This window comes from Streptomyces sp. NPDC005181 (assembly GCF_040608395.1).
Classification (GTDB): domain Bacteria; phylum Actinomycetota; class Actinomycetes; order Streptomycetales; family Streptomycetaceae; genus Streptomyces.
In genome coordinates this window covers 98,789-110,502 of record NZ_JBEXID010000021.1, presented here as the reverse complement: position 1 = coordinate 110,502, position 11,714 = coordinate 98,789, and the positions used below count along the sequence as shown (strand labels likewise).

The 11,714-nt window shown below is 70.4% G+C and carries 9 protein-coding genes and 2 pseudogenes; 8 read left to right on the top strand and 3 right to left on the bottom strand.

Annotated elements, in window-relative coordinates:
• Window positions 1–182: 182 nt before the first annotated feature.
• Window positions 183–1,013: a MerR family transcriptional regulator gene (locus ABZV38_RS16660; protein ID WP_356327628.1), complete on the top strand. Its 831-nt coding sequence runs from the start codon at window positions 183–185 to the stop codon at window positions 1,011–1,013.
• 70 nt (window positions 1,014–1,083) lie between these two features.
• Here ABZV38_RS16660 and ABZV38_RS16655 read toward each other — a convergent pair whose 3' ends face one another.
• Window positions 1,084–2,310, bottom strand: a complete 1,227-nt coding sequence (locus ABZV38_RS16655) for an amidohydrolase family protein (protein ID WP_356327626.1) — start codon at window positions 2,308–2,310, stop codon at window positions 1,084–1,086.
• A 269-nt stretch (window positions 2,311–2,579) separates the two neighbouring features.
• Between ABZV38_RS16655 and ABZV38_RS16650 the strand changes: the two are divergent.
• The 3 genes and pseudogenes from ABZV38_RS16650 to ABZV38_RS16640 all read left to right on the top strand — a co-directional run.
• A pseudogene (locus ABZV38_RS16650) lies at window positions 2,580–5,547 on the top strand (BTAD domain-containing putative transcriptional regulator).
• A gap of 208 nt (window positions 5,548–5,755) precedes the next feature.
• Window positions 5,756–5,947 (top strand): hypothetical protein, encoded by a 192-nt coding sequence (locus ABZV38_RS16645; RefSeq protein WP_356327625.1) that lies wholly within the window; start codon window positions 5,756–5,758, stop codon window positions 5,945–5,947.
• A 102-nt stretch (window positions 5,948–6,049) separates the two neighbouring features.
• Window positions 6,050–6,196, top strand: a pseudogene (locus ABZV38_RS16640) (DNA-binding protein); the annotation flags it as partial.
• 15 nt (window positions 6,197–6,211) lie between these two features.
• On the opposite strand, the gene ABZV38_RS16635 reads toward ABZV38_RS16640, so the two are convergent.
• A complete protein-coding gene (locus tag ABZV38_RS16635; protein WP_356327623.1) occupies window positions 6,212–7,768 on the bottom strand; it encodes a FadD3 family acyl-CoA ligase in 1,557 nt (518 codons plus the stop codon).
• Between the two features lie 97 nt (window positions 7,769–7,865).
• Between ABZV38_RS16635 and ABZV38_RS16630 the strand changes: the two genes are divergently transcribed.
• From ABZV38_RS16630 to ABZV38_RS16620, 3 genes are read left to right on the top strand one after another with little or no spacing between them, the layout of a single operon-like run.
• Window positions 7,866–9,014, top strand: coding sequence for a lipid-transfer protein (locus ABZV38_RS16630; RefSeq protein ID WP_356327621.1), 1,149 nt, complete (start codon window positions 7,866–7,868; stop codon window positions 9,012–9,014).
• A 1-nt stretch (window position 9,015) separates the two neighbouring features.
• Window positions 9,016–9,456, top strand: a complete 441-nt coding sequence (locus ABZV38_RS16625) for an OB-fold domain-containing protein (RefSeq protein WP_356327619.1) — start codon at window positions 9,016–9,018, stop codon at window positions 9,454–9,456.
• Between the two features lie 31 nt (window positions 9,457–9,487).
• Window positions 9,488–10,267, top strand: coding sequence for an enoyl-CoA hydratase/isomerase family protein (locus ABZV38_RS16620; protein ID WP_356327617.1), 780 nt, complete (start codon window positions 9,488–9,490; stop codon window positions 10,265–10,267).
• 23 nt (window positions 10,268–10,290) lie between these two features.
• Here ABZV38_RS16620 and ABZV38_RS16615 read toward each other — a convergent pair whose 3' ends face one another.
• Entirely contained in the window at window positions 10,291–10,839 is a 549-nt protein-coding gene (locus tag ABZV38_RS16615) for a hypothetical protein (RefSeq protein WP_356327615.1), read from the bottom strand.
• 193 nt (window positions 10,840–11,032) lie between these two features.
• Here ABZV38_RS16615 and ABZV38_RS16610 point away from each other — a divergent pair, with 193 nt between their 5' ends.
• A complete protein-coding gene (locus ABZV38_RS16610; RefSeq protein WP_356327613.1) occupies window positions 11,033–11,701 on the top strand; it encodes a hypothetical protein in 669 nt (222 codons plus the stop codon).
• Window positions 11,702–11,714: the final 13 nt, after the last annotated feature.

Genomic DNA, 11,714 nt, shown 5'->3' with positions numbered 1-11,714 from the left:
CATGATCCTGCTCTGTCTGGCCGGTTACGCCCGACCGCTCCCCGGGCGAGCCCTCGCGGAGACCGCTTGAAACCCACAGATGCGAGCGAAGAGCCCCTTTTCTGCTGCCCCCTCCCGGTGCCGGCGCCAGGGACGAGGGGCTTGACCTTGACACCGTGTGAGGCCGTGCACTGGGAGACATCATGTTCACCATCGGAGATTTCGCCAGGTACGGACGGGTGTCGGCCCGGATGCTGCGTCACTACGACGCGATCGGACTCCTGCCTCCCGACCGTACCGACCCCGCCACCGGCTACCGCTTCTACGGTGCCGCTCAGCTCGCCCGCCTCAACCGCATCATCGCGCTGAAGGATCTCGGCTTCACGCTCCAGCAGGTGCAGGCCGTCCTCGACGAACAGGTCGGCCCCGAGGAGTTGCGCGGAATGCTGCGGCTGCGGCAGGTGGAGCTGGAGGCGGCCATGGCGGCAGCGGCGACGCGGCTGGCGCAGGTCGAGGCGAGGCTCCGGTCGATCGAGAGTGAGGGGCACATGCCCACGGACGAGGTTGTGATCAAGAGTGTTCCGGCCGTACTGGTGGCGGAGCTGACCGGCACGGCGGCGAGCTACCAGCCGCAGGACATCACTCCGGTGATCGGGCCCCTGTACGACCGGCTGTTCCCGCTGCTGGAAGCGGCCGGGATCAGGCCCACCGGTCCCGGCATCGCACGGTACGAGGACGCCCCGGCAGGCGAGGAGGGCGCGATCACCGTGCACGCGGGAGTGACGGTCTCCGCCCCGACCGGCCCCGTCGGCGACACCGGTGTCACGGTGGTGGAGCTGCCCGCGTTCGAGGCGGCGACCATCGTTCACCGCGGCTCGATGGACGGGGTCCTGACCACCGAGCAGACGCTGGCCCGCTGGCTCGACACCAACGGGTACCGGTCGCTCGGCTACACCCGGGAGATCAATCTGGAGTGCCCCGAGGACAAGGACAAGTGGGTGACGGAGCTCCAGGAGCCGGTCGCGAGGGCCTGACCACGGCCCGCGGGGCCCGCCGGAAACGGTGGGCCCCGTGCCGTACCGCCCGCCGGCGGGCGGTACGCGCTCACGCCCCCGGCCCCGCCCACAGCCCGTCGGCCGTGAGCCCCAGAAGGTCGATCGCGTTGCGGCGCACGATCCGGTCCACGACGTCCGGGTCCAGGTGCCCCATCTGCGCCTCGCCGACCTCGCGGGACTTCGGCCAGGTCGAGTCCGAGTGCGGGTAGTCCGTCTCGTACAGGACATTCCCGACGCCGATCGCGTCCAGGTTCTTCAGGCCGAAGGCGTCGTCGAAGAAGCACCCGTACACATGCTCGGTGAAGAGCTCCGACGGCGGCCGGTGCACCTTGTCGGCGACCCCGCCCCAGGCCCGGTTCTCCTCCCAGACCACGTCGGCGCGTTCCAGGATGTACGGGATCCAGCCGATCTGGCCCTCCGCGTACATGATCCGGAGGTTCGGGAAGCGTTCGAACTTGCCGCTCATCAGCCAGTCGACCATCGAGAAGCAGCAATTGGCGAAGGTGATCGTGGAGCCGACCGCGGGCGGGGCATCGGCCGAGGTGGACGGCATCTTCGAGGACGAGCCGATGTGCATCGCGATCACGGCGCCCGTCTCGTCGCAGGCCCGCAGGAACGGATCCCACTCGTCCGTATGTATCGACGGCAGGCCGAGATGTGGGGGTATCTCGGAGAACGCGACGGCGCGCACCCCGCGCGCGGCGTTCCGCCGGACCTCGTCGGCGGCGAGCTGCGCGTCCCACAGCGGGACGAGGGTGAGCGGGATGAGCCGGCCCCGCGCCTCTGGGCCGCACCACTCCTCGACCATCCAGTCGTTGTACGCGCGCACGCCGAGCAGTCCGAGTTCGCGGTCCTTCGCCTCGGTGAACGTCTGGCCGCAGAACCGCGGGAAGGTCGGGAAGCAGAGTGCGGACTGGACATGGTTGATGTCCATGTCGGCAAGCCGGTCCGGCACCGAGAACGAGCCCGGACGCATCTGCTCGTACGTGATGATTTCGAGCTTGATCTCGTCCCTGTCGTAGCCGACGGAGGTGTCGAGCCGGGTGAGCGGCCGGTGCAGATCCTCGTACACCCACCAGTCGCCGATCGGACCGTCGTCACCCTCTGCGCCCATGACCGGTGCGAACTTGCCGCCCATGAAGGTCATTTCCTTCAGCGGAGCACGGACGACACGCGGGCCGCGGTCGAGGTACTTGGACGGGAGCCGGTCCCGCCAGACATGGGCGGGCTCCACCGTGTGGTCGTCCACCGAGATGATCTTCGGGAAGGTCTCCATGGGTACCACGGTAACGCTTACCTGACGAACCGTCAGCTCTCTTGTCCGGGGCCCGGTTCCAAATCGTTGTCGAGGGCTTGTGCAGAGAGTCACCCACTGCTGACGTGTCCGCCCATAACAAGGCAGACTGTTGAGCGCGATAGCAACGGTAGGGCGCAATCCGGACCCACCGGCCCACATGGGTGCGCCAGTGGGCCTTCCGGGCGGCAGCACCAGCGGTACCGGCGCGACCGGCAGGACTGGCGGGGCGAGCAGGACAGGGGGCATCAATGGACCGTGACAACGGGCCACGCATGCGTGTTCCGGAGCAGCGGGCTCCGCAGCAACAGACGGCCGACACCGACCTGCGTTTCGCCGTACTCGGCCCGGTACGCGCCTGGCGGGGCGGCGAACCGCTGCCCTCCGGCTCACCACAGCAGCGGGCGCTGCTGGTCGCCCTGCTCCTGCGCGACGGCCGCACGGCCACCGCCGCCGAACTCATCGACGCCATCTGGGGCGAGGAACCGCCGTCCCAGGCGCTCGCCGCCGTACGGACCTACGCGTCCCGGCTGCGCAAGATCCTCGATCCGGACACGCTGATCAGCAATGCCGGCGGATACGCGATACGGACCCGGCCCGACGCGCTCGACCTCACGGCGGCGCAGGAGCTGGCCGCGGACGCGGAGAAGGCGCGGGCCTGCGGCGACCGGTCCCGGGCCCGCGCCCTGATCAACGAGGCACTGGCGCTGTGGGACGGCGAACCGCTGGCCTCCGTCCCGGGGCCGTACGCCGAGAACCAGCGCACCCGGCTGGAGGAGTGGCGGCTCCAGCTCACCGAGACCCGGCTCGATCTCGACCTGGAGGTCGGCTGCCACGCGGAGGCGGTCTCCGAACTCACCGCACTCACCGCGGCGCACCCCCTGCGGGAACGCCTGCGCGAACTCCTCATGATCGCCCTCTACCGGAGCGGCCGTCAGGCAGAAGCGCTCGCCGTGTACGCCGACACGCGCCGGCTGCTCGCCGACGAGCTCGGGGTGGACCCGCGCCCGGAGCTCTCACAGCTCCAGCAGCGGATCCTGCAGGCCGACGAGGAACTGGCCCACCCGGCCGACGAGGCGGCGCCCGCGCCCGCCGCCGTCCGCCCGGCCCAGCTCCCGGCCACGGTCCCGGACTTCACCGGTCGCGCCTCCTTCGTCCGTGAGCTGGGCGACCGGCTGGCGACGGCCGAGGGTTCGGTCATGGCGGTCTCGGCGCTGGCGGGCATCGGCGGCGTCGGCAAGACGACCCTGGCCGTGCACGTCGCCCACCAGGCACGCCCGCACTTCCCGGACGGCCAGCTGTACGTCGACCTCCAGGGCGCGGGCGCACGGGCGGCGGAGCCGGAGACGGTGCTCGGTGCGTTCCTGCGGGCGCTCGGCACCGCGGACTCGGCGATCCCCGACTCCCTGGACGAGCGGGCGGCGCTGTACCGGTCCACGCTCGACGGCCGTCGCATCCTGGTCCTCCTGGACAACGCCCACGACGCCGCCCAGATCCGCCCGTTGCTCCCCGGCACGGCGGGCTGCGCGGCGCTGGTCACGAGCCGCGCCCGCATGGTCGACCTCGCGGGCGCGCACCTGGTGGACGCTCGATGTGATGTCCCCCGAAGAGGCGCTCCAGCTCTTCACCCGGATCGTCGGCGAGGAACGGGTCGACTCGGAGCGCGAGGCAGCCCTGGACGTGGTGGCCGCGTGCGGCTTCCTCCCCCTCGCCATCCGCATCGCCGCCTCCCGCCTGGCCGCCCGCCGCACCTGGACGGTCTCGGTCCTGGCGGCGAAACTCGCCGACGAGCGCCGCCGCCTGGACGAACTCCAGGCCGGCGACCTGGCGGTCAAGGCGACGTTCGAACTCGGCTACGGCCAACTGGAGCCTGCCCAGGCCCGCACGTTCCGGCTGCTGGGCCTGGCGGACGGCCCGGACATCTCCCTGGCGGCAGCGGCGGCGCTGCTGAACCTGGAGGTGCATGCGGCGGAGGACGTACTGGAGTCCCTGGTCGACACGTCACTGCTGGAATCGGCGGCGCCGGGCAGGTACCGCTACCACGACCTGGTACGGCTCTACGCGCGTGCATGCGCGGAACGCGACGAACAACCGCCGGAGGAGCGGGAGTTGGCGCTGTCGCGACTGCTGGACTTCTACCTGGCCACGGCGGCGGGGGTGTACGCGCTGGAGCGGCCGGGGGATCGGTTGGTGCACCACTTGGAACCGACGAGCTATCCGGGCCTTGCATTCGAGGACCGGCACGCGGCTCTGGACTGGCTCTACGCGGAGGCCGGCACGCTTCTCGCCTGCGTACGCCAATCGACCGGCCCCGGCACCTTGCGCCGGGCCGTGGACCTTCTCTGGGCGGCGCTGGATCTGGGCGAGTCCGGTGCCAACTCGAAGCAGTACGAGACCACCGCTTTTGCCGTACGGGACGCTGCCCGCACCTGCGACGACCGACGCACTGAGGTGCGTGCTCTGGTCACACTGGCCGATGTGCACCACACGTCGGGGCGCTTCGACCAGGCCGAGCAGGAGGCGGAGGAGATCATGCGGCTCGTCGAAGCCGACCTCGATCCGTTGCCCGGCTGCTGGGCTCCGAACGCTCGCGGCATCATGGCGCTCTACCAGAGCCGGCACGACGACGGCGAGACATATCTGACCCAAGCCATCGACAGCTTCCGTCGGATTCAGGACCGGCCGGGCGAGGCGAGCGCGCTGTGCAACTTGTCGCGCATTCACCTGGCCACGGGCCGCACCGGCAGTGCGGTGTCTCTGGCCCAGCAGGGCATAGACATATACGACAGTCTGGGTCATGCCCTCCGAAGTGCCAACGGTCGCTATGCGCTCGGCATGGCCCTCACGCAGAGCGGCCAGTTCACTGACGCGACGGAGAGACTTCTGGAAGCACTGGACGTCTTCCGGGACAGCCGCCAGCGCCTGTGGGAAGGGATGACTCTCTTCAGGCTCGCCGAGGTCGACCTCGCTGCCGGATGCTCGGCCGATGCCGCGACCAAGGCCGAGCAGGCTCTGACCGCGCTGCGAGGCATCGGTGGCGAATGGCGGAGGGGCAACGTGCTCACCGTGCTCGGGCGCGCTCTTGGGGAGATCGGGCAGTTCGGGCGCGCTCAGGTCTGCTGGCACGAGGCCCTGGCCATCTACGAGGAACTGGGTTCGCACGAGGCGGCCGATGTGCGCGCCCTGCTGTCTGCCATTGCCTCCGTGACGGCTGCCTAAGGGCTGTCCCGAGTCGTTCATCGTTCGTTTATCGCGACCCGGCAGTCTTCTCCTAGTCGATCCGTCGCGTCGGGGGGCAGACGGGGCGACAGACGGCCGTGGCACTAATGTGAGCGGCCCTGAAAGGCCCGTCCGGCAGTCCACGGGGGAACAGCCGGGCGGGCCTTGTCCACCCATCACGAAGAAATGCCAAGGGGAGCAGATCATCATGGCTGACGCGACGAAGAAGGACCCGGAGATCAAGCCCGCGGACATGCACGCCACCGGTGGTGACGCCGACCAGATCACCACTCAGGACATGCACGCGACCGGTGGAACGATCAAGCCGCTGGACATGCACGCCACGGGCGGCACGGCCACGACCGACGACATGCACGCGACGTCGGAGCCCACGAACTAGCTCTTCTTTTCGGCGGGGGCACGGGGGACGGCCGCGGCGGCGCGGAGGGGGAGCCGTCGCGGCCGCTGCATGTTCGGGCTCGGGCCGCCTTCCATATCCCTCCTGCACGGCCACGCGTACGCAATCGACGCCATGCTCTGCGCGACCGCCCTGGCGCACCCCGGCCGCGTGACGATCCTGACGTCCGACGTGGAGGACATCGGACTGCTCACCGCCGGGCATCCCCGGGGAGTGGCCGAGACACCCTGACCGGCCGGGCGCCGCCTACCCCCGCCCCCGCAGCTCCCCCTTCACCACCTTGCCGCTCGCGTTCCGGGGCAGCTCGTCCACGAACTCCACCGTCCTCGGGACCTTGTAGTTCGCCATCTCCCGCCTCGACCAGGCGATCAGGTCGTCGGCCGTCACCGTCGCCCCGGGTCTGCGTACCGCGTACGCCTTGCCCACCTCGCCCAGTCGGGGGTCCGGGATGCCGATCACCGCCACGTCCGCCACATCCGGGTGCAGGCCCAGGAGTTGTTCGATCTCCGCGGGGTACGCGTTGAAGCCGCCGACGATGAACATGTCCTTGATCCGGTCCGTGATACGCAGGTTGCCCGCCTCGTCGAGGATGCCTATGTCGCCCGTGTGGAGCCAGCCGTCCGGGGTGATCGCGGCGGCCGTGGTGTCGGGGTCCTCGAAGTAGCCCTGCATCACGTGGAAACCGCGGACCAGGATCTCACCGGGGGTGCCGGGGGCCGCCAGGACGCGGACCTCCGTGTCGGGGATCGCGCGGCCCGAGGTGGAGGAGATCACATCGGGCCGGTCGCCGCGGCGGCACATTGTGACAATGCCGCTCGCCTCGGAGAGGCCGTATGCCGTGAGCACCGTCGCGATGCCCAGCTCCGTGCGCAGGCGTTCCACCAGCTGGAGGGGGACGACCGCCGCACCCGTCACCACCAGGCGCAGGGCCGAGAGGTCGTGCGTCGCCCGCGCCGGGTGGTCCAGCAGGGACTGGTGCAGGGTGGGCGGGCCCGGAAGGACCGAGATGCCTTCGGCGGCGATGTTCGCGAGGACCGTGTCCACGTTGAACACCGGCTGCGGGATCATCGTCGCGCCCCGCATCAGGCACGCGATGACGCCCGCCTTGTAGCCGAACGTGTGGAAGAACGGGTTCACGATCAGATAGCGGTCGCCCTCGCGCAGGCCGGCCAGTTCGCTCCAGATCGCGTAGCAGCGCAGGGTCTGGGAGTGGGTGATTACGGCACCTTTGGGGCGGCCCGTGGTTCCGGAGGTGTAGATGATGTCGGAGGGGTCGGTGGAGGCGATCGCGTCGGCCCGTTCCCGTACCGCGGCAGGCGATATCCGCTCCCCGGCCGCCAGGAAGTCCTTCCAGGTGACGTAGGACTCGGGGGCCGCGTCCGCCAGCACCACCACCTGTTCCAGGTGCGGGAGTTCCACCTCCGCCCGGCGCAGCGACGCCACGTACGACGTGCCGAGGAACGTGCCGGTGATGAAGAGCAGCTTCGCCCGGCTGCGCTGCAGGATGTACGCCGCCTCCGTGCCCTTGAAACGCGTGTTGAGAGGAACCAGGACCGCACCCGCAGTGACCGCCCCGAGTGCCGAGACGATCCAGTCCAGGGTGTTCGGCGCCCAGACCGCGACCCGGTCCCCCGGCTCCACGCCCGACGCCATGCACGCGGCGGCGGCTCGCTCGACGCGGTCGCCCAGTTCGGCGTACGAGATGCGGGTGCGGCCCTCGACGACCGCCTCCCGGTCCCCGTACCGCCGCGCTGCCGCCCGGACCAGCCCCGGGATGCTGCCCCATTCCTCGTCGCCGCGCATCGCATGCCCTCCCGCCGAACCGCAATAGCTGACTATCCGTCAGATTAGCTGTAGCCTCTGCGGCTGTCAGCAGTCATGACGATCGCGGAGGTGGCGGGTGGCGACGCTCAAGGACGTGACGGCGATAGCCGGTATCGGGCAGACGGCCTTCGCGAAACAACTGCCCGAGTCCGAGAAGACCCTGGCCTGCCGGGCGATCGTCGCGGCCCTCGACGACGCGGGCATCGCCGCGGCGGAGGTCGACGCGTTCGCCTCGTACACGATGGAGGAGACCGACGAGGTCGAGGTTGCCAAGGCGATCGGGGCCGGCGATGTCACGTTCTTCTCCAAGGTCGGCTACGGAGGCGGGGGTTCGTGCGCGACGATCGCGCACCTCGCCGCCGCCGTCGCCACCGGACAGGCGAGCGTCGGGGTCGCGTGGCGGTCACGGAAGCGCGGCTCGGGCCCGAGGCCCTGGCGGAACACCGCCGTCCAGCTGCCGACCCCCGCCCAATGGACCCGCCCGTACGGCCTGCTGCGGCCCGCCGACGAGATCGGGATGCTCGCACGGCGGTACATGCACGAGTACGGAGCCACCCGCGACCACCTCTTCAATGTCGCGCTCGCCTGTCGCAACCGTGCCAACCAGAACCCCGACGCGGTGATGTACGAACGCCCGCTGACCCGCGACATGTATATGACCTCGCGCTGGATCAGCGAGCCCCTCTGCCTCTTCGACAACTGCCTGGAGTCGGACGGGGCGCTGGCCTGCGTCATCGTCTCCGCCGAGCGGGCCCGCGACTGCCGGCACAAGCCCGTCTACATCCACTCCGTCGCCCAGGGCCTGCCCGCCCAGCACCACGGGATGGTCAACTACTGGAACGACGACCCGCTCACCGGCCCCGCCTGGACCGCCGCCCGGCAACTGTGGAAGCAGGCCGACTTCGGCCCCGACGACATCGATGTCGCCCAGATCTACGACGCGTTCACCCCGCTCATTCCGCTCTCCCTGGAGGGCTACGGCTTCTGCGGGCGCGGCGAAGGCGCCGCGTTCACCGAGGGCGGGGCGCTGGAGAGCGGCGGACGGCTGCCCATCAACACGGGCGGTGGCGGACTCAGCGAGGGGTACGTGCACGGCTTCAACCTCATCAACGAGGGCGTGAAGCAACTGCGCGGCACCTCCACCGCCCAGGTGCCGTCCGCCGCCACCTGCCTGGTCACCGCCGGTGAGGGCGTGCCCACCTCCGCCGTACTGCTGAGGAGCTGACATGGATTCACTGCTGCTGCCCGTGGTCGACGAGGACGGCGCGCCCTTCTGGGAGTACGCCGCCCGGGGTGAACTCCGCGTCCAGGCGTGCGCCGCCCCCGACTGCGACAGGCTCCGCTTCCCGCCCCGGCCCTGCTGCCCGCACTGCCGGTCCTTCGAGAGCGAGTGGCGGGCGATGAGCGGGCGCGGGCGCATCTGGTCGTACGTGGTGCCGCATCCGCCGCTGCTGCCCGCGTACGCCGCGCAGGCCCCCTACAACGCCGTCGTCGTCGAGCTGGCCGACGCCCCGCGCATCCGGCTGGTCGGCAATGTGGTCAGCGGACCCGATGCGCCCCTGAACTCGGTCGATCCGGGGAGGTTGCGGATCGGGGCGCCGGTGAAGGCGGTCTTTGCGCCGGTGAGTCCGGAGCTGACCGTGGTCCGCTGGCAGTTGGAGCGGTGAGGGGCAAGGGGCCTGCGGTGAGGGGACGACGATGACGCTGCGGACGGAGACCGACAAGGAGACCGGGGTCGCGGTCGTCACCCTCGACCGGCCGGAGAAGCTGAACGCGATCGATCTGGCTACGGCGGACGAACTGGCGGCCGTCTGGCGGGCGTTCCGCTTCGACGACGGGGTGCGGTCCGTCGTCGTCACCGGTGCGGGCGGGCGCGCCTTCTGTACGGGGATCGACCGGGACGTGGAGGTGCCTCAGCCGTCGTCCCCGTACACGATCGACGATCCGCTGATCGCGATCGGGCCGAAGGCGAACGACCTGTGGAAGCCGGTGATCGCCGCCGTGGAGGGGGTGGCGTGCGGCGGGGCGTTCTATCTGCTGGGGGAGGCGGAGTTCGTCATCGCGTCGGAGGAGGCGACCTTCTTCGACCCGCATACGACGTACGGCATGGTCAGCGCGTACGAGGCGATCCACATGGCGCAGCGGATGCCGTTCGGGGAGGTGGCCCGGATGTCCCTGATGGGTACGGCCGAACGAGTGACGGCCCGTCGTGCGTACGAGACCGGGCTGGTCAGCGAGGTGACGGCGCCCGGCGGAGCCGTGGAGGCGGCGGTGCGGGCGGCCGGCGTGATCGCGTCGTACCCGACGGAGGCGGTGCAGGGGACGGTACGGGCGGTGTGGTCCGCGAAGGAGGCGGCGAGGACGCAGGCACTGGCCCAGGCCCCGCAGCTGATCGCGCTCGGGAACCTGCCGTTGGAGCGGCAGGGGGAGCTGTTCGAGGGACGGGGGCGGGGCAGCGGGGACTTCCGGCTGCGGTGAGCCGGAGCCCCCGTCAGCAGCGGTCAGTAGCTGAGTTCGGCCTCGGCCCGGCAATTCTTCACCCGGGACACCTTGCTCGGGCTGTCCATCCGCACGGAGACGGTCGCGCTGTCGATGCCCGTCAGCTCCACGTTCGCCCCGCCGGTGTCGACGGTGTTGCCGAACGCGTCGAGGAAGGTGACATCGACCTCGTACATGTGCGTGCCGAGCTCGCTCGAGCTGACCCGGACGGTGGAGGACGTCACGGCCCGCCGCTTGCCCTTGCGGGGCTGGGCGCAGCGGATCACGGTCACCGTGGGCGCGTCCGTCGCCGTGGCGCCGGGGGTCGCGGTCTCGTAGGTGGAGTCGCCGGACGAGCTGCTCGACGAGTCGTCGTAGTCATCGTCGTCGTAGTCGTTGTGGTGGTAGCTGCCGTTGCTCTTCTTGGAGTTGGAGCAGCCACCGCCGCTGCTGCTCGAACCGTGACTCCTGCTGCCTCGGCTCTTGCCGCTGTGGCTCGATGTCGAAAAGCCGGTGAGTGCGAGCACCACCACGACGAGCACCGCCGAAAGTTTCACATGCTGCCGCATCATCGATGCAGCCCCCCTTGGTTTGTTGTCATGTAGCTGTCCATCGACCGCGCGACACCGTAACGCATGGCCCGTCCAGGAACGGGTGCCAGGCCGGTCCGTCCCTGGTGGCGGGGGTCAACGGCCAGGCGTAGCGTCGACGCCGAGAGCGGTGCAGATCCGCGACGCCGATCCGCACACCCGCAGGAGGCCGACGATGATCCGCAACATCCTCGGCTCGATCGTCGCTCTCGCAGGAGCGGCGGCCGCCGTGCTGAGCCCCTTCCGTGACTGGTACGACGGCCGCCTCGGCCGGCATTACCGGATCGCGGACCTCGTCAACGGCATCAGTGGGATCAGTTGGACGAGCGGTGCGCGGCCGGGGGTGTGGACCTCGATCTGGCTGCCACTGCTCTTTGCGGCTGCCGTGACGCTCGTGGGCGTGGCGCTGCGGTCGCGGCTGCTGGTGGCGTCCGCAGGGGTCGTCGTACTCGGCTTCACCGTGCTGTGGATGGTGCGGCAGGGGCAGGTGACCGGGAGCCTCGCGGTGGCGGCGGACGGCTCGGGGCTGCAGGAGGGGGTGGCGTACGCGGTGGGGGGCGGGGCGCTGATGCTGCTGGGGGCGGCGGTGATGTCGGGGCGGCGGCGCATGGGTGGCCGCTTGCGGCGTGGAGAGCGGAACCGGCCGTACGCGGCGCCGGGGTCGGAGGATCCGGATACATGGCCGCCCACGCAGGAGCCGGGACCGTCGGTGCAGACGAGTCCGTGGCCGGAGCCGGAGGTGGACCCGTACACAGGGCCGGACACACACCGGAGGAACCAGGACACGGCGCCGCACCCCGTGCAGGAGCAGGGCCCCGACACGCAACGCCCTCCGCAGCCGTGACGCACCTGCGGTA